Origin of the sequence: Halomonas sp. GFAJ-1, assembly GCF_000236625.2 — a bacterium.
In the GTDB taxonomy this organism is placed as follows: Bacteria; Pseudomonadota; Gammaproteobacteria; order Pseudomonadales; family Halomonadaceae; genus Vreelandella.
Genome location: NZ_AHBC01000008.1, coordinates 145618 through 169412, shown reverse-complemented (window position 1 = coordinate 169412; position 23795 = coordinate 145618). Strand labels below are relative to the sequence as shown.

The window sequence follows — 23795 nt, the reverse complement described above, 5'->3', positions numbered from 1 at the left end:
CCTCGCATTACCAGCGGAGCGCGCTTTTTTAGCCCTCTACTTAGCCAACTGACGCATGGCGGTTTCTAAACCTTCCATCGTCATCGGATACATGCGGTCTTCGATGATTTCGCGGATTAGCTGAGTCGAGTAGGTGTACTCCCAGGCCCGGGGCGGCATAGGGTTTAGCCACGCCAAACGGGGAAAGGTGTCGCAAAGGCGTTTAAGCCACACGCCACCCGCCTCTTCGTTAAAGTGCTCCACACTGCCGCCTGAGTGAGTGACCTCATAGGGCGACATAGCGGCGTCGCCGACAATCACTACCTGGTAATCTGCGCCGTAGGTGTGCAGCACATCCATGGTGGGAATGCGCTCGTTGCCCCGGCGCAGGTTGTTTCTCCACACGCCTTCATACAGGCAATTATGGAAGTAGTAGTGCTCCAGATGCTTGAACTCTGAACGCGCGGCTGAAAACAGCTCTTCGCAGACGCGTATATGGTCATCCATGGAGCCGCCAACGTCCAAAAACAGCAGCACTTTAACCGCGTTGTGGCGCTCTGGACGCATTTGAACATTTAACAAGCCGCCATCGCGAGCGGTTTCACGAATGGTGCTGTCCACGTCAAACTCTTCAAGCGCCCCTTGGCGGGCAAACTTGCGTAGCCGTCGCAGGGCCATTTTGATATTGCGAGTGCCGAGTTCAAGTGAATCATCGTAATCGCGAAAGCGCCGTTCGTCCCATACCTTGGTGGCGCGGCGGTGGCGCGAGCCATCCTGACCAATACGAATGCCTTCCGGATTGTAGCCGTAGGCACCAAAAGGGCTGGTGCCACCGGTGCCAATCCACTTGTTGCCGCCGGCGTGGCGCTCTTTCTGCTCTTCGAGCCGTTTTTTGAAGGTTTCGATCAGTTCTTCAAGTCCGCCTAGGGATTCAATTTTGGCTTTCTCTTCGTCGCTGAGCTGTTTCTCAAACTCCCGGCGTAGCCACTCATCGGGGATCAGCGCCTCAATGGCGGCGTCCATATCCTCAATGCCTTTAAACCAGGCGGCAAAGGCGCGGTCGAAGCGGTCGAAGTAGCGCTCATCTTTGACCATTACGGTGCGGGCGACTTGATAAAACGCTTCCATATCGGCAAACACGACGCCACGTTCAACCACCGCATGGAGGTCAAGTAGTTCGCGGAGTGAGACGGGCACACCAGCGCGTTTTAGTGTGTCGAACAGGCTGATAAACATCGTTTAACGGCCTGAGCCTTTCTGGCGACGCAGCATAAAGGCCAAGCGCTCCAGTAATTGTGTATCCTGCTCGTTTTTGACCAGCGCACCGGCCATCGGAGGCAGGGCTTTGGCTGGGTCGCGGTTATAGAGCGCTTCTTGGGCAAGCTCATCACTCATCAGTAGCTTTAACCAATCCACCAGCTCCGAGGTGGAAGGTTTTTTCTTGAGCCCTGGGGCGTTGCGTAGATCAAAAAAGACTTCCAAGGCTTCGCCGACCAGCCTGGGGGCGATATCCGGGAAGTGGACATCCACAATTGCTTGCATGGTCGCGCGATCAGGGAATTCGATGTAATGGAAAAAGCAGCGGCGTAGGAAGGCGTCGGGCAGCTCTTTTTCGTTATTCGAGGTGATCACGATAATTGGGCGTTGTTCGGCACGAATGGTCTCGCCGGTTTCATAAACATGAAACTCCATACGATCCAGCTCTTGTAGCAGGTCGTTGGGAAACTCGATATCCGCTTTGTCAATTTCATCAATCAGTAGGACGACACGCTCGCCTGCGGTAAACGCTTCCCATAGCTTGCCTGGCTTAATGTAGTTACCTACGTTTTCCACGCCTTCAACGCCCAGTTGGGAATCGCGCAGGCGGCTAACCGCATCGTACTCATAAAGCCCCTGGGCCGCTTTGGTACTGGACTTGATGTGCCAAGTAATCAGCTTAGTGCCAAGGGATTCAGCGAGCTCCTCGGCCAGCAGTGTTTTACCGGTACCGGGTTCGCCTTTAATGAGCAGCGGACGCTGCAGCACAACAGCGGCATTGACCGCCTGTTTGAGTGCATCAGTTGCGATGTAAGAAGAAGTAGAATCAAACGCCATGGGGGAGTGCCTCGGCTTGTCGAAACGAGTTTTAAAAATAGATTCAAACAAGTGTACGTGAGGGTAAACCTCAAGGCCAACTAGTGGATAAAGAGACTTGCTAACCGCCCTGCCAGTTGGGTGGCACAATTCCCTGGCGCTGCATTTGCCGGTAGACCGTAGGCCGTGAAACGCCTAGCTCACGTGCGACCGCGCTAATATTCCAGTGGTGTTGCTTGAGCAGTTGGGTAAGTGAGCCTGTCTGAGATTCACTGGCATCGGCTACAAGCTGCGGCGCTTCGTGGCGAGTAATTCGCTGGCTAAGGCACTGTTCTGGCAGATCGTGAACGGTGATTTCGTCACTTTCTGAGGTTGCCAGGGCAAAAGCGAGAGCGTTTTTAAGTTGACGGATATTGCCGGGCCATGAATACGCGAGCAGCGCACTGATAGCATCTGCGCGCAGGCGCGGCGATATTTGCGCGGCGCGTTCGGCGGCGACATCTTCAAACACGCGGCGAATAACATACAGTTTATCGGCGCGTTCACGTAATGCGGGTAAGCGCAGCTGCGCGCCGTTAAGCCGGTAATAGAGGTCTTCGCGGAATTCCCCTTGCTGAATCATTTCTTCGATATGGCGATGGGTTGCTGTAATAACGCGAATGTCGATTTTTACTGGCGTGTTAGCGCCTAGCGGCATGACTTCCCGTTCGGCCAGCACGCGTAACAGCCTAGTTTGTAGCGCTAATGGCATATCACCGATTTCGTCTAGAAACAGCGTGCCTCCATGGGCCTGAGGAATAAGCCCACGCATCCCTTTTGAACGGCCACCGGTAAAGGCGCCAGGTTCGTAGCCAAACAGTTCGCTTTCAATCAGTGACTCAGGAATGGCCGCACAATTAACCGCAATAAACGGTTGTTTGGCGCGATTGCCGCTTTCGTGCAGTGCGCGTGCCACCACCTCTTTACCGGTGCCGGTTTCGCCGCAAATCAGCACGTTCACGTTAGCTTCATTACGCAAGCGGTCGGCTAGTTTTTGCACTTTGCGCATCGCAGGGTCGTCGGCACCTAGCCGGGCTAAGGGTTCCGGCAGTTCAGTAGTAAGCGGTGTTGCCCGTTGCGCCATGCGGGGACGGCGGGGTTCCAGCAGGCTTATAAAGTGGATGGTGTTGCTGGCGCGAGCGCGAAAAGCACGCAATTGATCATCAGTACCGCTGTTAATACTGAGTATATCGGCGATCTCACACTCGAATAGTTCACCTAGCATTGGAATGTGATTTGCAGACCAAGGGGGCCAGCGGTGCTGGTGTTCGGCGATTAGCTCGCGGCCAACGCCGTTGGCAGCGATGACCTGTCCATTTTCCTCTATGGCAATTAAACCACGCCCATTGACGTGGACAAATTCCCGCGAGATATCTAGACGCACCATCAGGCAGTCGCGGTAGCGCTGCAGAAAATAAGCATCCTCAATCATGCGCGCATAAAGCGTTACCAGCGATAGGCTGAAATTCTGGCTTTCGTGCTGGGTAGGCGACTGCAGCGCGGAGATATCTAACACGGCCATAACGTTACCCTGAGGGTCAGCAATAGGCGCGGCGGTGCAGGTTAGAGAAATATGGGAAGCATCGAAGTGTTCTTGGCGGTGGCAGATAATCGCCTGGCGATCATGCAAGCAGGTGCCAACAGCGCAGGTGCCAGCAAAGCGTTCATCCCAGTCAGCGCCCAAGTAGAGGCCTGCTTTGCGTAATTGCTGGTCCTGGTTGGGGTCGCCGCGAAACTCAACGGTAATGCCGCGGTGGTCGGTGACCAGTAGCACGTAGCCAAGCTGGGCTATTTGTCCATAGAGTTGATCGACCCCAGCGCGGGCGACATGCAGTAGCTCGTCAACAGACTCGCGGTGCTCAATCAAGGTTTGCTGAGGCACCACCCGTGCTGGGCGTGGGTGAGTGGGGTCTAGCTGATAGTCATTTAGGCAGCGCAGCCAGGAACGACGAATGGTGGCCTGCGCAGGCAAGCAGGGGGCATCTAACCCTTCACCAAGCTGAAAAATATGCTCTATATGTCGACGCTGTTCAGACTGAAGCTGTGAAGTTGTCTGAAACTGTTTAATGGCGTGCGTTTGATGCAGCATGGCGTTACTCATTGGGCGCTGTTGTTATTGTTCTTTTAGCCTATGCGCTTTGCCCCCAGAGTCAACGTGGGCTGCTTACGCCGTTAGTCGTGCGTTACACCTGTAACGTTTAGCTGTAAACAGCGTGACAAGTGTACATGGCTCTCTATTGGTTACTCAGTAGGTGATAAGGCTAGGCGAGGGCGCTGTAAACCCTTCCCTGGGCGCTACTTTTGCCATCCATGGCAAAAGACCCTCGCTACGCCTTATCACTGCCTTGTATCTCATTAAGGCTGTATTTTTTGTTTATTTTTCAGCTTGTTGATGTGCTTTTCAGGCTGTTTGGCACGGTAGCTGCTTAGGGTTGGGTGCATCACAGTTAACTCAACAATAACAAATGCACATGGAGTACCCGCTATGTCAAAGATAACGGCACAAGTCCAGCAAACCCCCACGGAGACTGTTCAAGCGTGGCTGCAGGATTTCGATACTGCCCTTCAAACCCAGGATATTGAGCGAGTACTGTCGCTGTTTGGAGACGAGTGCTACTGGCGCGACTTTCTTACCTTCACCTGGAATTTAAAAACCTGCGAAGGCAAAGATGAAATTCAGGCCATGCTCAATGACACGCTCAATAACGCACAGCCTATGGGTTGGCAGTTAGACGGCGAAGCCACTGAAAACGGTGACACCTATGATGCATGGTTTACCTTCAAAACAGCGGTTGCCAGTGGCAAAGGCTATTTGCGTCTTAAAGAAGGCAAGTGCTGGACGTTGTTAACCACCATGCAAGCACTGAACGACTACCCTGAGCAGTGCAATCAGCATCGTCCAAAAGGGGCCGAACACGGTGCCAATAAGCAGCGTGAAACGTGGTTGGAGTCACGGGAGCGTGAAGAGGCGGAGCTGGGCTACACTCGGCAGCCTTACTGCGTGATTATTGGCGGTGGCCAGGGTGGTATTGGTTTAGGCGCACGGCTCAGGCAACTGGGTGTGCCGACGATCATCATTGAGCGCAACGAGCGCGCGGGAGATTCCTGGCGTAACCGCTATAAGTCGCTCTGCTTGCACGATCCAGTCTGGTATGACCACCTTCCCTATATTCCCTTCCCAGATAACTGGCCTGTGTTTGCCCCTAAAGACAAAGTGGGCGACTGGTTGGAAATGTACACAAAAGTGATGGAGCTCAATTATTGGAGTTCCACTGAGTGTCAGAATGCTAGCTATGACGAGGCCGCAGGGGAGTGGGTGGTTAAGGTTAAGCGCAACGGCGAGGAGATCACGTTACGACCCAAACAGTTAGTGATGGCTACCGGTATGTCTGGGATGCCCAATGTGCCGACATTTCCAGGGGCGGAAAGCTTTGAAGGTGAGCAGCAGCACTCTAGCCAGCACCCAGGGCCGGATGCCTATAAAGGCAAGAAATGTGTCATCGTGGGCTCAAACAACTCGGCCCACGATATTGCCGCAGCGCTGTGGGAGCACGACGCCGATGTCACCATGCTGCAGCGTTCATCGACCCATATTGTGAAGTCGGATTCGCTGATGGAAGAGGTGCTAGGGCCGCTTTATTCGGAAGAGGCGGTGGCAAGTGGGTTAACCCATGAAAAAGCCGATCTGGTGTTTGCCTCCATCCCTTACAAGGTGCTGCCAGATTTTCAGCGCCCCGCCTTTGAGGCGATTAAAAAGCGTGATGCCGAGTTTTATCAGAAGCTTGAGAGCGCAGGCTTTATGCTTGATTTCGGTGACGATGAATCGGGGCTGTTTTTGAAGTATTTGCGCCGTGGTTCAGGCTATTACATTGATGTAGGGGCTTGCGATTTGGTCGCCAGTGGCGACATCAAACTGCGCAGCGGCGTGGGCATCGAACGCATTAACCCGCACTCCATCACGCTGACAGATGGCAGCGAGCTTGAGGCTGACCTGATTATCTATGCCACCGGTTATGGCTCGATGAATGGCTGGGCGGCACGGCTTATTTCTCAAGAAGTGGCCGATAAAGTCGGCAAGTGTTGGGGGCTAGGTTCCGACACCACCAAAGACCCGGGCCCATGGGAAGGTGAGCTGCGCAATATGTGGAAGCCCACTCAGCAAGAGGCACTGTGGTTCCATGGCGGCAACCTACACCAGTCGCGGCACTACTCACGTTATTTGGCGCTGCAGTTAAAAGCACGTATGGAAGGGCTAGATACCCCTGTCTATGGCCTGCAGCCAGTTCATCACAGAGCATAAGAGAAGGAGTAGCAAATGAGTCATTCAAGCATGCAGGCAGCGGTTTGGTACGCAGCGAAAGACCTTCGTGTTGAGCAAATGCCAATACCAACGATTAACGACCCTCATGAGGTAAAAGTTAAGGTGGCGGCGTGTGGTATTTGTGGTAGCGATTTGCATGAGTACGCTGCTGGGCCGATTTTTATTCCCGTCGATAAACCACACCCCATTAGCGGTGAACAAGCACCGATTATCATGGGGCATGAATTCGCCGGTGAAGTGGTTGAGGTAGGTGACAAAGTAACACGGGTGAAAGTGGGGGATCGCGTTGCCATAGAACCGATTCTTTCGCCCAATAAGGATGGCGCTTATCAAATGGAGCGCTATAACCTCACGCCGCTATTGGGTTTCCATGGCCTTTCCGGCGGCGGCGGTGGCTTCTCGGAGTTCACCGTGATGGGGGAGCACATGGTGCATAAGCTGCCGGATGACCTCAGCTACGAGCAAGGGGCATTGGTAGAACCAGCGGCGGTTGCTTTGCATGCTGTTCGTCAAAGTGGTTTGAAAGCGGGCGATAGCGCGGCCGTATTTGGCGCAGGCCCAATTGGGTTAATGACCATTGAAGCGCTGAAAGCTGCGGGTGCCGCTCAAATTTACGCCATTGAAGTCGCGCCTTCACGTAAAGCCAAAGCTGAAGCACTTGGTGCAATTGTGGTTGACCCGCAGCAAGAAGATGCCGTGGAGAAACTGCAAACGTTAAGCAATGGCGGCGTTGACGTGGCGTTCGAGGTGACCGGGATTCCGGCAGTGCTGAACCAGTCGTTGCATAGCACCCATGAAGGCGGCGAAGTCATTGTGGTGAGTATTTGGGAGGGAGAGGCAAGCTTCCAGCCGAATGACCTCGTCATTAAAGAGCGCACCATGAAAGGGATTATTGCCTACCGTCATGTCTACCCGGCTGTGATGGCGCTAATGCAGCGTGGCTACTTCCGTGCTGAAGACATGGTGACTCAGCGTATTCCGCTTGCAGATATTGTGGAAGAGGGATTTGAAGCGCTGTTAAATGACAAGGCGCAGGTGAAAATCATTGTCACGCCTTAACCCAATAGCGGCGTTAAGCACGCCACTTGACGCATTGTGAGGCAGAGGTACAAAAAAATGTGTCGTGCTGGTGCATTTTGTTTGTTGCAGTGCGTCGTAATACTTTCGAAAACCAGTAATTTTTAATTAAGCAATTGTTTTAATTGTATTTTTAGAAAATTGGCACGCATATCGCTACGTATTGTGTAAGAAGCAAAAGAATAGAGTTGATAGATGAACTAGGCCTCTCTCCCTTCTTTGCTACATCGCCCCAGCCTTTGCTGGTAAGCGACACACCGAGTGAGCTGGCGTGCTCCACCTGGGTCCCCTTCGGGGGACTCTTTTTTTTGTCTATTGCTTTGAGCTATCGCTCTATCGCTCAACAGTTTGTTTGAAAACAAAAACCTATATTAAAATTACACTAAAAATTTTGAAACGCTGTTCGACTGGTATATCTTGTATAACAAGCTAGTATAAACAGTAGCTATTCATAAACTAGCCTAAAAAATCCACCCCCTGAGTTGAATGCAAGAGGATTGCCCTGATGAGCAAAATTAAACTGATGACAGCTGCCGTTATTTCCGCTGGCACACTAATGGCAAGTCAAGCAGCGCTTGCTTATGGAGCAGGAGATACATTTGTACGTATTGGTGTGGCCCAAACCGATACGGGCTCTGGTAATGGAGATGTTCTCGGTGCAGATATAAATGTCCAAAGTGCCCGTGGCTTCACTTTTGGTGCAGGCTACCTGTTTGCAGACAAGGTTGGCGTAGAGTTGAATAGCTCTGAGAAATTCGAGCACGACCTCAACATTACCCCTGGCGGTGACATTGGCAGTGTCGACCGTATGCCCGTTAACTTGTTGGTTAACTACTACCCAATGGGTGGACTGGACTCTAAAGTACAGCCTTATGTGGGGGCTGGCTTAAACTACACGCGTTTTTCTGGAGAAAGCACCACGCCAGATGTTAGTGTCGACAGTAGCTATGGTGTCATTGGTCAAGCAGGTGTAGATCTAGCTGTGACGCAGAACATTATGCTGAACGGCTATGTAAGCTACGCTGATGTTAGTGCGGATATTAATGCTGGTGGCAATACGGTTGGTAAAGTAGACATTGATCCGGTCACTGTCGGTGGCGGCGTTACCTATCGCTTCTAATCAATGCCGCAAACGCTGCTTCAGCATGTCTGAAGGTAGCAAGTTTGCACAAAACGCCCGGCTTTGTCGGGCGTTTTTTTGGGTAAATTACTGCGAGGGCGTTAGGTTTTCGTAGCCGCTTTCGGTAATCAGTACGTTGTCTTCAATTCGAATGCCGCCACAAGGCGCCAACGCATCTACTAATTCCCAATTAATCGGTAGCGATGTTTTACGCAGCGGTGCTAGCAGCATCGGGATAAAGTAGAGTCCGGGCTCAATGGTCACTACCATACCTGTGCGCAGCGTTCGGGTGAGACGCAATGCCGGATGGTCTTCAGGTGCGGGAGCAGGTGTTCCGTCGGGGTGGCGCAGTCCTGCTACGTCGTGTACCTGAAGCCCCAGCGAATGCCCCAGCCCGTGGGGGCAAAATGCACGCGTGACGCCTTCATCAACCGCTTCTTCTACGCTGCCTTTGAAGAGATCGTGGGCGATTAACATCTCGCCTAGACGCTGGTGCATTTGCTCATGTAGAGCCACAAATTCAACGCCAGGTGCAATATGCTCAATAAGCACATCTTTAAGGCCGTGCATGGCGGTAATTAAGTCGCCAAAAATACTGGGTGCATCAGGGCCGGCGTGGGTTCTTGTGATATCGGCACAGTAACCGCGAAAGCGTCGGCCGGCGTCTACCAACAAGCTGTGCCGCTGCTTAGGGCTATGCAGGTCATAGTGTTGATAGTGCAGCACACCCGCATGGCTATTCAGACCAATAATATTTTGATACGGCACGTCAGATTCACGCTGACGACTGGCACCTAGATAAGCCAGCTGGATGTCCAGCTCCCCTGAGGCACCAACGAACGAAGCCTGAGCGGCTTGGTGCCCAGCGATAGCCAAACGGTTTGCTTCACGCAGGCAAGCGATCTCATAAGCCGTTTTAAACAGTCGTAGCTCATCAAGTGCTTGGATCAGCGCGGTGGGCTCATGCTCTGCTTGAATGGCTTGTTGTGTGCTTGCTTCTAGGCAGTGGATGTCGCCAATCACCGCTGCGCGCCCCGTGAGGGGAGGCGTTATTTTGTCGCTGCACAGATGCACATCAAGTTCAGCTACCCAAGGCTCTTCAGGAAGACGCGTGGGTAAATGCCAGAAATCAGCCGGCGCATATAAATAAAGCTGCGGACGTTTGCCTGGTTGAATGACAAGCCAGCTATGCTGCACATTGGCAAGCCCTATCCAGTGCATGAAGTGACCATAAGCTTGAAACGTAGGTGTTTGGTCGTCTGCGAAATGGACATTGGCATGGCCGCTGTAAATAGCCAGGCTATCTATCTCTTGAGCTATCAAAATATCGCTATATGCGCGCTGTAAATGCGCTAAGTGATCTCGCTGTAAATTAAATAGGGTGGTTGACATACCTAGGTGTCCTTTCAATGTCGTGGTGGAGTGAGTTCACTCCATAGCCCATCCAGTTCAACATGATGCTGGCTTTGATGTCGGTATAAACGGAGTTCCATGGGCACATCCCAGCGGCTATCGCCTGCCCGTACCAAGGTGCCTTTAGCAAGCTCAGCGCTTACGTTGCGTTCAGGTAGCCAGCTCATGCCATAGCCAAGCAGCACTAACTCTTTAATACCTGCGGCATAGAGGTTTTCACTCTGTGCCGTCAGGTAGGTGCTTTGGGGCATGCGGGCAAGGTGTGCTTTTACCGCCGAACCCAGCAATCCGCGTTTTGGATAGGCAAGCCAGGGAGCTGGCTGTTGCCGAGTACCCGGCAAAAGGGCGCAGGGTGAGCCTTGGCTATTTAGCCCAGTAACTGGGATCAGACGCTCATGACCTATCACGCGGTAGGTGCATGCGCTGGTATCGATATCTAAATCACAGCGTCCTATGGGCCAATAACACATGGCTAGATCGCATTCCGCCCTAGCAAGCGCTTGAAAATAGTCGCTGGCTACCCAGCCGGTGGCGCGCAGGTAAGGTTGTACGCGCTCCTGCCAGCCCATTTTGGCTAGCCATTCGGGTAAGAACTGCGGCAGTAAGCTTTGGGGGGCGGCCACCATAATACGTCGCTGCTGCCCAGCGCTTATCTCTCGCACACGGTCGCGTGTGAGGCGTACACGGTCGGTAACTTGCTCGCATAGTGTCAAAAATTCTTCTCCCGCGGGCGTGAGCGAGAGCGGCAGCGTTTGTCGATTTATCAGCGTGACGCCCATCTCCTCTTCCAGTAGCTTAATTCGCCGGGAGAAGGTGGGCTGAGTCACGTGTTGCTCGTCGGCGGCGCGGGAGAAGTGTCGCGTTCTGGCCAGGGCAATAAAGTCTTCTAGCCAGCGAATTTCCATGCCATACCTCGTAGTGCTCTCAGGCGCGATGCTTTGTTGAAGATGACCTTCATAGGCGACCTTCTTCTACAGCGTGGCATGCGACGCGTGTGCCGTCGTCCTGCGTTCGCAGCGTAGGAATTTCCTGCTTGCAGCGGGCGTTGGCGTAGGGGCAGCGCCCGTGGAAGACACAGCCGCTGGGTAAGTTGACCGGCGTAGGCACTTCGCCGGTTAGGCGGATATGCTGTGGTCTGTCATCTTTCAGCCGTGGGATCGCCGAGAGCAGCGCCTGCGTGTAGGGGTGGCGTGGCTTCTCAAACAGCGTGGCCGTTGTAGCAATCTCGCATACTGTCCCTAAATACATCACAGCTACCCGGGTGCCGAAATGCTCTACTACGGCTAAGTCATGGGTAATAAATAGGTAAGTTAGATTACGATCACGCTGTGCATCCATTAGTAGGTTGAGCACTTGAGCCTGAATGGAAACGTCTAGCGCTGAAATGGGCTCATCTGCGACGATAAACTCCGGGTCAACCGCTAAGGCGCGTGCAATCGCGATGCGCTGACGCTGGCCACCGGAAAACTCATGCCCAAAGCGCTTGCCCCAGTCAGGGTCAATGCCCACAGAGCGCATTACCTCTCCAACTTTGTCGAGAATTTGCTGCCGATTCCAGTTCGGGTGATGCAAGCGCAGCGGTTCTTCCAGGGTTTGCTGGATGGTCATGCGTGGGTTGAGCGATGCATAAGGATTCTGAAAAATCATCTGCATGCGCTTGCGATAGGGCAGCAGCTGACGCGAACTCAGGTTGTCGATACGCTGGCCATCGTAGCTAATCTCGCCTTCGCTAGGCGTAATCAGCCCCATCACCGTGCGGGCCACCGTTGATTTGCCACAGCCGGACTCGCCCACTACACAGAGTGCTTCACCGCGTTTGATGTCTAAATTAACGCCGTTAATGGCATGCACATGCTCTTGATGGCGAACCAGCTTGCCGCCTTTAAATCGCAGCTGATCTAGGAAATCGCCTGATAGCGAAAAGCGCTTCTTTAGCCCACGAATTTGCAACAGCGACTCGCTGCTCTCTTCGTTTTGTGTCGGGTGGGTGATAAGCGTTTCTGCCTGCGCACTCATGAGGTTTCCTCCTTCAGGCGACGGTCTTCTAGCATCTCAGCCACCATGTGGCAGGCCACTTGGCAGTTGCCTGAGGTGACGAAGCCAGGGACTTGCTGGGTACATGCCGGGCGGGGCTGGCCATCGGCACGATTGATAAAGTCACAGCGGGGATGGAAGGCGCAGCCATTAGGTAAATTGGACAACGAGGGCATACTGCCGCGGATTTGGTTGAGCCTTTCTCCTGGGGTCGCCATTTGCGGCAGGGCGTTAATGAGCCCCTGGGTGTAGGGGTGTTGTGGGTCGTTGATAATTTCCCTGGTGGGGCCTTGCTCAATCACTCTGCCAGCATACATAACCAGCATGTGCTGGGTAACTTGGCTAACAACGCCCAGGTCGTGGGTGATCAATATAAGCCCGACATTGTGCTGCTCGCATAGCTCTAGCAGCAGCGCCATTATTTCCGCTTGAATAGTCACATCCAAAGCGGTGGTGGGCTCATCGGCAATGATGATGTCGGGGTCAAGCAGCAGTGCGATGGCGATAATGATCCGCTGACGCATACCCCCGGAAAGCTCGTGGGGGTACTGATCCAGACGCGTTTCCGGCGATGGGATCTGCACTTGGCGCAGCTTGTCTAGTGCGATACTGCGCGCCTCTTTTGATGAAATACGCCGGTGCGCCTTTAGGCACTCCACCATTTGCTCACCGATAGAGAGCACCGGGTTTAGCGTCATCATCGGATCTTGGAAAATCATCGAGATGCGGTTGCCGCGCACCTTACGCAGGCCGCGCTCAGACATCGTATTAAGTGTTTGGCCTTCAAATTTAATGCTTCCCCCAGCAATAAATCCGGGCTTGGCGATCAAATTCAGTAGTGAGAAAGCGGCCACCGATTTACCGGCGCCGGACTCTCCGACAATGCCTAAACGTTCACCGCGCTCAAGGGTGAAATTAACATCGCGTAGGGCGCGCACTTCGCCCTGGCGTAGGGCAAAGCGAACATCGAGTTGAGAAACTTCAAGTAGTGCCATGGTGCCCTCAGCCTTTATAAAGTCGTGGGTTCATGACATCGCGAAGCCAGTCACCCAATAGATTGATAGACAGCACCAGCACTACTAGCACCGCACCAGGAATCAACGTAATCCACCAAGAGCCTGATTGAATGTAGTCAAAGCCTGACTTTATCAGTGACCCCAGTGATGGGTGGGTTTCTGGCATCCCTAGCCCCAAGAACGACAGCGCCGCCTCGGAAATAATCGCATTGGCAATCTGTACCGTAGAGATAACAAAAATAGGTGAGAGCGTGTTGGGCAGTACATGACGGAACATAATGCGTTTGCTGCGCAGGCCCATCACGCGGGCGGCGTCCACGTACTCTTTGTTTTTTTCGGCCAGTACCGAGGCTCGCACTGTGCGTGCGTACTGTGGCCACTCGGCCAAGCCGATTATCAGTATCAGCATAAGTACCGCATACTGGCTGTAGAAGGCGCTGCCCATGGTGGCTTTCACCACCGCCCCCACCACAATGGCCACCATCAAGGTGGAGAACGAGAGCTGTATATCCGCCAGACGCATTAAGAAGGCATCAACACGCCCACCCAAATAACCGGCCATTAAGCCAAAGGTAACCCCCAGCAGTGCCTGGAGAAAGACAGCACCAAAACCAATCAATAATGATACCCGAGTGCCGTAAAGCACAATCGACCATAAATCGCGGCCCTGGGCATCGGTGCCTAGTACGTAGCGGTCGTCGGCGCCGTCAATCCAGAAAGGCGGCAGTTCAGAGTCGAGAATATCAATTTGGCGCAGGTCATAAGGGTCAGTGGGGGCCAATAGCGGTGAAGCAAAGGCGGCAATGACCATGCAAAGGAATACGGCCAAACACAGCTGGGCGGTGCGGTCGCGTTTAAAGCTGTACCACACAAAGGAGTCGCGTAAGCGCTCCCAGCGGCTTGGCGCAGAAGTAGGGGTGGATGTTGTCATGCGGGCTTACCAGTCAGTTTTACGGTGGGGTTCACGAAGCCGTAGATCAGATCCACGATGGTGTTGGTCACCACGAAAATGACGCCGACAATCATCAAATAGCTCACCACGAGAGGAATGTCAGCGCGGTTAATGGCATCCAGGAACATCAGCCCCATGCCTGGCCATTGAAAAACGGTCTCGGTCAAAATGGTATACGCCACCATGGTGCCAATTTGTACGCCACCTACCGTAATGACGGGCAGCATGGTGTTTTTAAGGGCGTGAACAAAGTATACCCGGCGCATCGAGATGCCTTTAGCACGTGCATATTTGACGTATTCAGATTGCAGCACTTCCATCATTTCAGCGCGAATTAAGCGAATAAAGAGCGGCAGCATAATAGAGGCCAGCGAAACAGCCGGTAGAACGAGATGTTTTAGGCCATCCCAGGTGACGAGATTAGTATCCCAGTGACCCACGACATGTACTAATTCGTGGCCACGCCCGAAAGAGGGCATATTTCCTTGTGTTGAAAGCGCGCTATTTAGCCACGCTCCCCAGGCGGCGTCTTGGGGGAAGAGGTTAATGGTTATCCCAATCGCGAATATTTGGATCAAGACAATGGCCGTCAAAAAAACCGGTATCGAAATGCCGATAATAGAGATGCCCATAAAAAACCGTGAAAAGGGCGATCGAGGTTTTATCGCGCTGTAGACCCCAATAGGGACTGAAAACAGCACGATGATCAGCGTGGCGGCAAACACTAGTTCTAGCGTTGCGGGCAGATGCCTGGCGATTACTTCGAGAGCTGGCTCGCGGTAAAAATAGGAGTTCCCGAAGTCTCCTTGAACAGCATTTTTCGCAAAGCGAACGTACTGAACCAGAAAGGGGTCGTTTAAGCCCAAGCGTTCGCGCAGTGCCTCGCGCTCGCTTTCGGGAACTGACTGCCCGACCATCTGCTGTATGGGGTCACCCAGGTTATCCTGAATGGCGAAGGCCAGCACACTGATGATAAACATCACCAATACAGCGTGCATCAGCCGCTTGATTAGAAAAGCAATCATGGCGTACGCCACCTATGCAATAGGTTTAATGAAAAGAAAAGTAGGGTTGCTAGCCGTTCACACATAAAACGCTTCGCCCCCCAGTGTCCTGGAGAGCGAAGCATCCTTGCCGATTAACGTAGTAAAACGTCAGGTTTAGCGGTCGATGACCAAATCACCCAGGTAGGGGAAGTCGGTGGCGTTAACGACCGGCTCAATGTTGATACCATCGGCGGCGGCATACGCAAGGTTCTGCCAGTGAAGCATGACGTAGCCAACATCTTCATAAAGCATGGCTTCAGCTTCACGTAGCATTTCGTTACGTTTTTCAAGATTGGTTTCGCTGTCCGCTTGTGTAACTAGCGCATCAATCTCTTCGTTGCAGTAGCTGCCGTAGTTGTACTGGCCCGCACCCGTCTCTTCATCAATACAGAAGGAGAGATACTGGAAGAAGTTAGCGCTGTCTTCGGTATCAGAGTGCCAGCCAATCATGGCCATGTCTGATTGACGGGTGTCGTATTCCGGCCAATATTGGGCTAATGGCATTGTGCGTAAGCTGACATCAATGTTGATACGCGCCAACATGTTAGCAACCGCCTGGGCGATTTGCGCATCGTTAACGTAGCGGTTGTTCGGCGCAATCATTTCCACGCTAAAGCCGTCTTCATAGCCTGCTTCCGCCATTAGTTCCTGGGCCCGCTCCAGATCGTAACGCGGAACCAGGTCAGGATTGTGGCCCGAATAGCCTTCAGGAGAGAACTGGCCTGCGGGCGTTGCGAAACCGCGCATTAAGCGGTCGGCAATGCCCTCTTGGTTGATGGCAAGGTCAACCGCTTGGCGGACGCGAGCGTCCTGGAAGGCTTCAACCCGCTCTTCATTCAGCTGGAAGCCGATGATGCGCGTGCCGGGAATTTCATAAAGGTTTGCACCTTGGGCATCGCGAACACGGTCTAAATCGTTAGGCGGTACGGCATCAATAAAATCAACGCCGCCAGAGAGAAGCGCCGCAACGCGGGAGGCGTTTTCAGCAATGGGCGTCAGTACGATGCGTGAAACATTGCCTTCAGTTTCGGTATCCCAGTAATCTTCGAAACGCTCAAAATCAACCCGTACACCCTGGCGGCGGTCGGTGACGATGAACGGGCCGGTACCGGAGACGTTGCGCGATGCAAAGGAGTTGCCCGCTTTAACGATTTCTGATTTGTCGTTTCCGTCGTCGGTTTCGCCGGTGTAAAACTCGCTATCCATGGGGAAAATGTAGGTAGCAAGGTTGAGCAGCAGCGGGTAGGGCTCAGTAGTGGTGATTTCTACGGTGTAGTCATCAATCGCTTCAACGCTGGCTATCGGCTCAAAAATAGCGCGATAGTCTGGGCTCTCTTTTAAACGCTCAATGGTCCATACCACGTCTTTGGCAGTGAATTCGTTGCCGGAGTGGAAGGTAACGCCTTCACGCAGCGTCATGCGCATATGGGTGTCGTCTACTTGCTCCCACTCAGTGGCCAGCCGCGCTTCAAATTGAAAGTCTTTGGTCCAGCGAACCAGCGGGTCAAAGGCTAAGTGTGAAAAGCGTAATACGCCGCCCGAAAGCTGCTCATGGAGGTCGAGAGTTTCAGGGTCAGCAGAGTAGCCAATACGCAGTGTTTCAGCGCTTGCCGCCATCGGTAGCATTGCAGTGCCCGCAACAGCGGCGCCAATAATGGAGGCTAGTAGCGTTTTTTTGAGCGTCATAATCGTTCCCATGAATGATTGTTTATTGTTCGTTCTACACGTTGGTCACGGTGCTGTTGTTCATAGGTGACCCGTAAAACAGACACGGCCAGCTCGTAAGCTATCTAGCTAACATAGAGAGAGCCTGTTGCGTCATACAATCGAAATAATGACACGTATCATTCATCTGCCGAATGAGATGGCTAAAAGCGGCAGGGCGGCGCGAGGTGTTTAGACGAAAGTTGATGCTGTTGACAGTAAACTAGCAGGCCAAATGGCCTGCCTTAAGCAAGTTTTTTAGCCAAAGCGTTTATGTAGCAAGCGATTAATGGCATCCGACTCGTAAAGCCATTCGTGCCGCCCATCTTCATGGGTGATTTTCAGGCAGGGGACTTTAACTTTGCCGCCGCCTTCTTGTAGCGCCTTTTTATGCTCGGGATCTAACTGAGCGTCCCGTGTTTCAATTTTTAGCCCCAGTCGGGCAATTTCTTTGCGTACTTTGATACAAAAAGGGCAGGTGCGAAATTGATACAGCGCTAGGCTTTTGCACGCTTGATCTACCTCGGCCTGCTCTTCAGGGGTGCGCTCTACCGATTTTGGTGTAGAAAGCTTTTCTGAGATCAGCATGACCGGTGCGAGTACAAGACGTAGGCCGCGGAAAAAATAACGAATCAGAATGCGCATGGATAGTTCCTCTGACCAACACCGTGGCTAGGCGATGTGGTTAAGTGGTTTGTTAAATGGATGCGCGCATCCTGCAACAATACGCCGAATTTGTCACTTTCTAGCCCCGTGACGTGAAGCCGCAATGATGATGGGATGAGCAGCGTGGCTTAGCGTGCTAATCTCAGCGGCTATTTTCTATATGTCATGTCGGCTTTTACAGCAAAGGGAAAGGAGCTACCCCATGCATCTCCATATTATCGGTATTTGTGGCACCTTTATGGGTAGCTTGGCGTTGTTGGCTCGGGAGTTGGGGCATCAGGTCAGTGGCTCCGACGCCAATGTTTACCCCCCCATGAGTATCCAGCTTGAACAAGCAGGCATTACGTTAATGGAAGGCTACCGTGCGGAAAATTTGTCAGCGGCAATCGACATGGTGGTGGTGGGTAATGCGCTCTCTCGGGGTAACCCCGAGGTTGAGGAGCTGCTCAATAGCGGGCTGCGCTACACCTCGGGCGCCCAGTGGCTTGCCGACCATGTGTTGCCTAATCGGCAGGTGATTGCGGTAGCCGGTACCCACGGTAAAACAACCACAGCAAGCCTATTGGCATGGCTGTTAGAGAGTGCAGGGCAGGCCCCCGGTTTTTTAATTGGCGGTGTGCCGCGTAACTTTGGTGTGTCTGCCCGACTGGGCAGCCCCAAAGCGCCGTTTGTGGTTGAGGCAGATGAATACGACACCGCTTTTTTTGATAAACGCTCTAAGTTTGTACATTACCGCCCCACCATTGCGGTGCTGAATAACCTTGAGTTTGATCATGCGGATATTTTTCCTGATCTAGCGGCTATTGAGCGCCAGTTTCACCACCTAGTGCGCACGGTACCCAGCAAAGGCCAACTGCTGATCGCCGACCAGCAGCCTGCCTTGGAGCGGGTGCTAGAGATGGGTGCCTGGACGCCAGTAGAGCGCTTTGGTTGCTTAGCCACCAGCGAGTGGCAGCTAAGCCTGGAGCGCTCGGATGGCAGCCGTTTTCAGGTGCTGTATCGCGGTGTTAATGGGGAGGAAGACGGCGTTGTAGAGTGGTCATTAACCGGAGAACACAATGCCCGCAATGCCTTGGCAGCGCTGGCGGCGGCGCATCGCTGTGGGGTTGATTTGCCCCGTGCATGTGCTGCTCTGTCGCGTTTTCAGACCCCCCGGCGCCGACAAGAGGTGCTAGGTGAAGTAGGGGGAGTGCAGGTGATTGATGATTTTGCCCATCACCCAACCGCTATCGCCGCTACGTTACAAGGGCTGCGTGCGGCCACTACCAAGGGGCGTTTGTTAGCGGTGATTGAGCCTCGCTCCAATACCATGCGTTTAGGTGCACTGCGTGAGCAATTAAATGACAGCGTCGCTGAAGCGGACGCGGTGTTTTGGTTTCAGCCCGAAGGCCTTGATTGGTCAATGGAAACGTTAGTGGCAGAGCAGGGCGAGTGCGCTCAGCTATTTAGCACTATTGAGTCGCTGGTCGAGGCCGTTGTCACCCAAGCGTCACCGCAAGACCGTATTGTCGTCATGTCGAATGGTGGCTTTGAAGGTGTCCATGAACGCCTATTAACCGCATTAGCCGTTAAGGAGTAAGTTGCGTGGCGAAGATTCGTTCAGATAGCCCAGGTTCTACTTTTAAACCACCGGTTACCGTGGCCCTAACCGGTGCATCGGGGGCGCAATATGGTTTACGGTTGATCGATGTGCTGGTAGAGGCCGAGCATGAAGTATGGGTGATGATATCCAAAGCCGCACACATGGTGATAGCCACTGAAACAGAGGTATCGCTGCCAGCGCAACCTGCGCGTTTAGTCGAGGCGTTAAGCCAGCGTAGTGGAGCTAAACCGGGGCAAATTCGTTGTTTCGGGCGTGAGGACTGGATGGCGCCTGTGGCGTCCGGTTCGGGTGCACCTTCGGCAATGGTGGTGTGTCCTTGCTCTACAGGGACTCTCTCTGCGGTGGCCACCGGAGCAAGCAACAACTTAATTGAGCGCGCGGCAGATGTCGCCATCAAGGAGCGTCGAACCTTGGTGATGGTACCCCGGGAAAGCCCTTTTTCTCCCATTCACTTAGAACATATGCTGGCGCTTAGTCGACTAGGCGTAGTGATCCTCCCTGCCGCGCCAGGGTTTTATCACCAGCCGCAAACCATCGAAGACCTTATTGATTTCATTGTCGCCCGAATCCTCAATCAGTTGGGCATTAGTCACCGCCTGATGCCGCGTTGGGGAGAAGCGCACCAGCCATCCAGCGATATACAACATAAGGATTTGTGACGGTGATGTCCTGGGCCATGTTGTCGGTGTTTTTGCCAACTTTCTTGTTTGTTTCGCTTACGCCAGGCATGTGTATGACCCTTGCCATGGTGCTGGGTATGACCCAGGGCGTTAAGCGTACGCTTTGGATGATGGCGGGGGAGCTAATTGGGGTTGGTTTTGTAGCTGCAGCAGCCGGCGCTGGCGTTGCCGCCTTAATGCTTCGTCAGCCTGAGCTGTTTACTGCTTTCAAATGGGCAGGTGGTGCTTATCTTGCCTACCTGGGAGTTATGATGTGGCGCTCCCGGGGGCGCATGGCGATCCCCAGTGAACTGGATGCTGGTCCTGCTGCTGGGCGGTTGCAACTGGCCATGCAAGGGCTCGTCACTGCCGTTGCAAACCCTAAAGGCTGGGCGTTTTTTATGGTGTTGCTACCGCCGTTTTTAGATAGCAGTCGCCCACTAGCACCGCAGCTTAGCATTTTGATTGTAGTTATTCTTACCATTGAGTTTGCCAGCATGCTGGTTTACGCCACCGGCGGTAAAACGCTACGTCAGGTGTTGGGTAAAAGCGGCAATGTGCGGTTGCTTAATCGAATTGCTGGCACGCTGATGTTGGGGGTAGGCTTCTGGTTAGCACTGGGTTAACAAGGCAAGTAAATGGAGTACGGCTACCGCCCGTTATGCGGGCGGCAAGAAGATAACGCGTAACGTAACCAGAAACAGTGATGCGCCAGCGAGCAGTACCCACGGGCAGGGGGGCAAAGGCGACCGGTAGCGACGCTGCCAGCTAAGCCGTACCAACGCGCACACCACCAAGCCGAGAAGGGCGCCGCCAATTAAGTCACTTAACCAATGTACGCCTATCACTAAGCGGGATAGCGCCATTGGGGTGGCCAGAACAATGGCTAGCCAATACACCCAAAAGTGGCGCTTACGCGGCAGTCCAGCCACTAAAAAAGCAGCGGCCAGGCCAATCACCACCACCGATGTAGAGGTGTGGGCGCTAGGGTAGGCGAGTGACCCCGTTAGATGGTCTGGGGTGAAAGGCCGTTCACGACCAAAAATAGCTTTGCCCAAGGTATTTAGTAGGGCAATGCCACCCACCGCTGCGCCCCAGTGATAAAAGGCATCCCAGCGCTTGTGCACCAAAAACCACAGCCCCCAGGGGATGAGTAGCGCTGCAATACCGAGCTTATCGCCGATATCTGCCAGTATTAAACTTGAGGTAACCAACACATCGTTGCTTAGCCAGTTAAATAGCCGCTGAGCCTGAAGGTCTATGAGTAGGGGGCCGTCGTGCTGCATGACCAGCAGCGTCCAGGCGGACACGCTGGCGAGTGCCACGACGAACAGCAGAAGCGACGCTAGTGGAACTTCTCCGGCCCGGCTCATGGAGAGCCAGGGACGCCGCATGAAGGGGATGCGGCGAATGATGCGCGCAATGCCTAGATACGCCCAGCCGTGGCGCCCAACCTGCGCTCTGCCCCAGGAAAACACCACGGCTAGCACTACCACGCTTGCGGCCATCATAATCGCAGCGGCTTCTACGTCAGGTGGCAGGTCTAGGTGCTGTTGCCACGTTCGGCCTAATAAATAGCCTGGCAGCACATAAGCTGGCGCCCATAGCGCTGCTGATGAAACGTTGGCCCACAAAAACGTGCGGGCAGGCATGCGCATCATACCTGCAATTAGTGGGATAATAGGGCGTACCGGGCCTACAAAGCGGCCAATAAACACCGAATAGATCCCATAGCGTTCAAAAAAACGCGCGCCACGCCCTAGCCACTCTGGATGATGCACCAGTGGCCAGCGCTGGGTTACCTGCTCGCGGTGATGGTAGCCCAGCTTATAGCTAATGCCATCGCCTAGTACGGCGCCAATGAAGGCTGCGCCCACAAGCCAGGGGAGGCCAAGGGATTGGTGCCCGGCAACAGAGGCGGCCGCGGTAATTAACACTACCCCAGGGACCAGCAAACCAACGAGTGCGAGAGACTCAGCCAGCGCGATGAGTAAAACCAGCAGCAGCAACATGGTTGGCGACATCGAAAGCGCAAAGAGTGAATCAACTACAGACACAGAAAGCTCCAAATAAAAAAGGTTAGGCCTCAACCAATGCCTGGGCGCGCGCTTCCAGGCGCTTCACGTAACGTTCAAAACTTTCAGTTCGGCACGGTAAACACACGCTAATGCGGGTGTCTAAATGACCTGTTTCGACGAGCACGCAGCGTGATAATGCGCGCTGAAGCCGTTCACGTACTAATAAAGCACCGCTTTCACTCGTGTCTGGAAGCACTAGCCAAAAAGTGGCGTTGCCTGCTCGGCCCAGCAAATCATGGTCGCGGCAGCGGCTATTGACCTCGCTGCAGAGAGTACCTAGAAGCGCGAGTTGAGCACGCTGTCCAAACTGCTCTTCTGCCATATCTAGCTGGGGTAGATGAAGCACCAGCACGGCAAGGCGTTTGTTAAGCATTGCTGCGCGCTGATACTCATTGTGTAACCGCTCTTTTAAGGTGTCGATATGGTAAGCATTGCAGTCGCCGTCGTTGGGATCTGTTGCTCTTAATAGTGCCCCCCTGCGAGCATGTTCCCAGGGGGGGAGCGCTGATAGCAAAATAAGGGCGAGATAGCCCAGCGCAAAGGTAGATGAAATATCACTGGTGCCGGGTAGCAGCCACCAAAGGGGGGTACAGAGGATGTTTAAAAAAAGCGCGCCCCATAACGGCAGAAGCAAAAAAGAAGCGGCAACAGGCAACCCCAGCCAGATAAGCGGTGTAGAGGGTTGATAGTACATGGCGGCTAGAACCACCGCGTAGGTGCTTGCGAGTAAAATGGCCCGCGGGATAGCGGGTGTTAAGCCCTGGCTGTAGTGCATCAATAGGGCGGTTAGTAACAGTAAGGTGACAAATAAGGGGATTAATAACTCTCGGTAGTCACCCATCGCGTATAGCCACAATGTATAAGCGGCCATAACGACGACGCTGCCACTGTACGCCAGTGTCATTAACCACCTTGGTAGCTGATGCTCAGTCATGGCATGCTCCCAAACGTCTTGGCAGGAGAGGTATGCAGCATTTCCAGAGTGAGCGTTGAAAGCTCCACATCCATCAGCGGAGTGTGGTAATGAAGCACCTTTTCAGGCAGAGCATTGCAAATCAGCCCGCGGCGTTGGGCGCCCTCCTTTGGCGAGCGCGACAGTAGCAATATAACTAACGTCGTGCCATTTAAGCGATACACGTTTTCAAATGCGTAAGTTAACTCGCAGAGCTTTTGTGCCGATGCCCAAAGCTGGTGACGTTTAACGTGTATGACGACTACTTCAGCGTAAATCCCCTCTCGTTCAGAGCGGATCTGCTCCCGAGCTAAGTCGCGTAATAGCTGCTCGCCAGCCCATAAGTTGAGCCCCGGTATTAGCCGTAAGCGTTGCTGGATCGCTCCGTTTATATCAATCAGTTGGCGTGTTTTCGATACCGCCAATAGCCCTAAAGCCGTTAGTGTTGTCAGCAGTAATAGCCACTCTGGCTTGCTGAGAAAAGGGGCGATCATTATCCAGCTTAGTAGGGCGGCGCTGGCGTTAAAGGCGATTGCCACAGGTCTTTGCGGCAGCATGTAAACGGCTGCAAAAACCCATATCAGTATGCTGTGCCGCTCCGGGGCCGCGACAATTAAGCAAAGTAGCAGGCCGCCAGCCAGCATTTGCCAGGGCAAGCCTCTAGCCCGGCGATGGCTGAAATCCAGCAGCAGCGCGGTAATCAACAGCCATCCAACCGAGAGCCACAGCACCAGAGCGGCAGCAGGTGGGGCGGTGGGTGTCCAGAGTGCTAGCAGCACAGCGGCAGCCAATAAATTGGTTCTTAGTAGGCGTATTTTGTACTTGCTTTGCATGGTGGCTTACTATTCACCTTTAATAACGAAGGCTGATTCACGGCCGTGCCGTGGTGCTGTTTGATAATGTTGCCGTGTCGAGATGAGGCATCTAATACCCCAGTATAACGCCCAAATGGCGTAACATACTGTTAAGCATTCAGTACCATGGTCACCATAGCTTCTATATAGCTTTTACACATCACATTTACCTACAACCACCTCACACGCTACGCCACTAACCAGGGAGA

Annotated in this window: 20 protein-coding genes; 6 read left to right on the top strand and 14 right to left on the bottom strand. The window is 53.4% G+C overall.

Annotated elements, in window-relative coordinates; translation table 11 throughout:
- Nucleotides 1–36 precede the first annotated feature (36 nt).
- The 3 genes from MOY_RS03115 to MOY_RS03105 form a co-directional block, all read right to left on the bottom strand.
- On the bottom strand, nucleotides 37–1215 hold the full coding sequence (locus tag MOY_RS03115; RefSeq protein ID WP_009096392.1) for a vWA domain-containing protein: 1179 nt from the start codon (nucleotides 1213–1215) through the stop codon (nucleotides 37–39).
- Between the two features lie 3 nt (nucleotides 1216–1218).
- Nucleotides 1219–2073: an AAA family ATPase gene (locus MOY_RS03110; protein WP_009096391.1), complete on the bottom strand. Its 855-nt coding sequence runs from the start codon at nucleotides 2071–2073 to the stop codon at nucleotides 1219–1221.
- Between the two features lie 100 nt (nucleotides 2074–2173).
- Complete coding sequence (locus MOY_RS03105) at nucleotides 2174–4180, bottom strand: sigma-54-dependent Fis family transcriptional regulator (protein ID WP_009096389.1); 2007 nt, start codon at nucleotides 4178–4180, stop codon at nucleotides 2174–2176.
- 396 nt (nucleotides 4181–4576) lie between these two features.
- Here MOY_RS03105 and MOY_RS03100 point away from each other — a divergent pair, with 396 nt between their 5' ends.
- The 3 genes from MOY_RS03100 to MOY_RS03090 all read left to right on the top strand — a co-directional run bounded on the left by MOY_RS03100 (nucleotide 4577) and on the right by MOY_RS03090 (nucleotide 8609).
- Nucleotides 4577–6391, top strand: coding sequence for an NAD(P)/FAD-dependent oxidoreductase (locus MOY_RS03100; RefSeq protein ID WP_009096386.1), 1815 nt, complete (start codon nucleotides 4577–4579; stop codon nucleotides 6389–6391).
- 15 nt (nucleotides 6392–6406) lie between these two features.
- A complete protein-coding gene (locus tag MOY_RS03095; protein WP_269467276.1) occupies nucleotides 6407–7471 on the top strand; it encodes a 2,3-butanediol dehydrogenase in 1065 nt (354 codons plus the stop codon).
- Nucleotides 7472–7994: 523 nt separating this feature from the next.
- Entirely contained in the window at nucleotides 7995–8609 is a 615-nt protein-coding gene (locus MOY_RS03090; RefSeq protein ID WP_009096382.1) for an OmpW/AlkL family protein, read from the top strand.
- 87 nt (nucleotides 8610–8696) lie between these two features.
- Here MOY_RS03090 and pepQ read toward each other — a convergent pair whose 3' ends face one another.
- The 8 genes from pepQ to MOY_RS03050 form a co-directional block, all read right to left on the bottom strand.
- On the bottom strand, nucleotides 8697–10001 hold the full coding sequence (pepQ, locus tag MOY_RS03085) for a Xaa-Pro dipeptidase (protein WP_009096380.1): 1305 nt from the start codon (nucleotides 9999–10001) through the stop codon (nucleotides 8697–8699).
- Between the two features lie 14 nt (nucleotides 10002–10015).
- Nucleotides 10016–10927, bottom strand: coding sequence for a LysR family transcriptional regulator (locus tag MOY_RS03080; protein WP_009096378.1), 912 nt, complete (start codon nucleotides 10925–10927; stop codon nucleotides 10016–10018).
- Between the two features lie 49 nt (nucleotides 10928–10976).
- The gene (locus MOY_RS03075; protein WP_009096376.1) at nucleotides 10977–12038 is read right to left on the bottom strand and encodes an ABC transporter ATP-binding protein; all 1062 of its coding nucleotides are present in this window, start codon (nucleotides 12036–12038) and stop codon (nucleotides 10977–10979) included.
- Entirely contained in the window at nucleotides 12035–13051 is a 1017-nt protein-coding gene (locus MOY_RS03070) for an ABC transporter ATP-binding protein (protein WP_009096373.1), read from the bottom strand. Before MOY_RS03070 ends, MOY_RS03075 begins: the two co-directional genes overlap by 4 nt.
- A gap of 7 nt (nucleotides 13052–13058) precedes the next feature.
- A complete protein-coding gene (locus MOY_RS03065) occupies nucleotides 13059–14003 on the bottom strand; it encodes an ABC transporter permease (RefSeq protein WP_009096371.1) in 945 nt (314 codons plus the stop codon).
- Nucleotides 14000–15049 carry an ABC transporter permease gene (locus tag MOY_RS03060; RefSeq protein ID WP_009096368.1) on the bottom strand — a complete coding sequence of 350 codons (1050 nt, stop codon included), beginning with the start codon at nucleotides 15047–15049 and terminating at the stop codon, nucleotides 14000–14002. Before MOY_RS03060 ends, MOY_RS03065 begins: the two co-directional genes overlap by 4 nt.
- 135 nt (nucleotides 15050–15184) lie before the next feature.
- Nucleotides 15185–16756: an ABC transporter substrate-binding protein gene (locus tag MOY_RS03055; RefSeq protein ID WP_009096366.1), complete on the bottom strand. Its 1572-nt coding sequence runs from the start codon at nucleotides 16754–16756 to the stop codon at nucleotides 15185–15187.
- A 276-nt stretch (nucleotides 16757–17032) separates the two neighbouring features.
- On the bottom strand, nucleotides 17033–17419 hold the full coding sequence (locus MOY_RS03050) for a glutaredoxin family protein (RefSeq protein ID WP_009096365.1): 387 nt from the start codon (nucleotides 17417–17419) through the stop codon (nucleotides 17033–17035).
- 223 nt (nucleotides 17420–17642) lie between these two features.
- Here MOY_RS03050 and mpl point away from each other — a divergent pair, with 223 nt between their 5' ends.
- From mpl to MOY_RS03035, 3 genes are read left to right on the top strand one after another with little or no spacing between them, the layout of a single operon-like run.
- Nucleotides 17643–19019: a UDP-N-acetylmuramate:L-alanyl-gamma-D-glutamyl-meso-diaminopimelate ligase gene (mpl, locus tag MOY_RS03045; RefSeq protein ID WP_009096362.1), complete on the top strand. Its 1377-nt coding sequence runs from the start codon at nucleotides 17643–17645 to the stop codon at nucleotides 19017–19019.
- 5 nt (nucleotides 19020–19024) lie between these two features.
- Nucleotides 19025–19702, top strand: coding sequence for a flavin prenyltransferase UbiX (locus MOY_RS03040; protein ID WP_009096360.1), 678 nt, complete (start codon nucleotides 19025–19027; stop codon nucleotides 19700–19702).
- A gap of 5 nt (nucleotides 19703–19707) precedes the next feature.
- On the top strand, nucleotides 19708–20328 hold the full coding sequence (locus tag MOY_RS03035) for a LysE family translocator (protein ID WP_009096358.1): 621 nt from the start codon (nucleotides 19708–19710) through the stop codon (nucleotides 20326–20328).
- 33 nt (nucleotides 20329–20361) lie between these two features.
- Here the strand turns inward: MOY_RS03035 and MOY_RS03030 are convergent, their stop codons facing one another.
- From MOY_RS03030 to MOY_RS03020, 3 genes are read right to left on the bottom strand one after another with little or no spacing between them, the layout of a single operon-like run.
- Nucleotides 20362–21759: a bifunctional DedA family/phosphatase PAP2 family protein gene (locus MOY_RS03030; RefSeq protein WP_009096356.1), complete on the bottom strand. Its 1398-nt coding sequence runs from the start codon at nucleotides 21757–21759 to the stop codon at nucleotides 20362–20364.
- 22 nt (nucleotides 21760–21781) lie between these two features.
- The gene (locus tag MOY_RS03025) at nucleotides 21782–22714 is read right to left on the bottom strand and encodes a diguanylate cyclase domain-containing protein (protein WP_009096354.1); all 933 of its coding nucleotides are present in this window, start codon (nucleotides 22712–22714) and stop codon (nucleotides 21782–21784) included.
- A complete protein-coding gene (locus MOY_RS03020; protein WP_009096352.1) occupies nucleotides 22711–23565 on the bottom strand; it encodes a hypothetical protein in 855 nt (284 codons plus the stop codon). Before MOY_RS03020 ends, MOY_RS03025 begins: the two co-directional genes overlap by 4 nt.
- Nucleotides 23566–23795: the final 230 nt, after the last annotated feature.

Coding starts and splice junctions, on each gene's coding strand:
- MOY_RS03115 (WP_009096392.1), bottom strand. CDS start 1,215: ATGTTTATCAGCCTGTTCGACACACTAAAACGCGCTGGTGTGCCCGTC.
- MOY_RS03110 (WP_009096391.1), bottom strand. CDS start 2,073: ATGGCGTTTGATTCTACTTCTTCTTACATCGCAACTGATGCACTCAAA.
- MOY_RS03105 (WP_009096389.1), bottom strand. CDS start 4,180: ATGCTGCATCAAACGCACGCCATTAAACAGTTTCAGACAACTTCACAG.
- MOY_RS03100 (WP_009096386.1), top strand. CDS start 4,577: ATGTCAAAGATAACGGCACAAGTCCAGCAAACCCCCACGGAGACTGTT.
- MOY_RS03095 (WP_269467276.1), top strand. CDS start 6,407: ATGAGTCATTCAAGCATGCAGGCAGCGGTTTGGTACGCAGCGAAAGAC.
- MOY_RS03090 (WP_009096382.1), top strand. CDS start 7,995: ATGAGCAAAATTAAACTGATGACAGCTGCCGTTATTTCCGCTGGCACA.
- pepQ (WP_009096380.1), bottom strand. CDS start 10,001: ATGTCAACCACCCTATTTAATTTACAGCGAGATCACTTAGCGCATTTA.
- MOY_RS03080 (WP_009096378.1), bottom strand. CDS start 10,927: ATGGAAATTCGCTGGCTAGAAGACTTTATTGCCCTGGCCAGAACGCGA.
- MOY_RS03075 (WP_009096376.1), bottom strand. CDS start 12,038: ATGAGTGCGCAGGCAGAAACGCTTATCACCCACCCGACACAAAACGAA.
- MOY_RS03070 (WP_009096373.1), bottom strand. CDS start 13,051: ATGGCACTACTTGAAGTTTCTCAACTCGATGTTCGCTTTGCCCTACGC.
- MOY_RS03065 (WP_009096371.1), bottom strand. CDS start 14,003: ATGACAACATCCACCCCTACTTCTGCGCCAAGCCGCTGGGAGCGCTTA.
- MOY_RS03060 (WP_009096368.1), bottom strand. CDS start 15,049: ATGATTGCTTTTCTAATCAAGCGGCTGATGCACGCTGTATTGGTGATG.
- MOY_RS03055 (WP_009096366.1), bottom strand. CDS start 16,756: ATGACGCTCAAAAAAACGCTACTAGCCTCCATTATTGGCGCCGCTGTT.
- MOY_RS03050 (WP_009096365.1), bottom strand. CDS start 17,419: ATGCGCATTCTGATTCGTTATTTTTTCCGCGGCCTACGTCTTGTACTC.
- mpl (WP_009096362.1), top strand. CDS start 17,643: ATGCATCTCCATATTATCGGTATTTGTGGCACCTTTATGGGTAGCTTG.
- MOY_RS03035 (WP_009096358.1), top strand. CDS start 19,708: ATGTCCTGGGCCATGTTGTCGGTGTTTTTGCCAACTTTCTTGTTTGTT.
- MOY_RS03025 (WP_009096354.1), bottom strand. CDS start 22,714: ATGACTGAGCATCAGCTACCAAGGTGGTTAATGACACTGGCGTACAGT.
- MOY_RS03020 (WP_009096352.1), bottom strand. CDS start 23,565: ATGCAAAGCAAGTACAAAATACGCCTACTAAGAACCAATTTATTGGCT.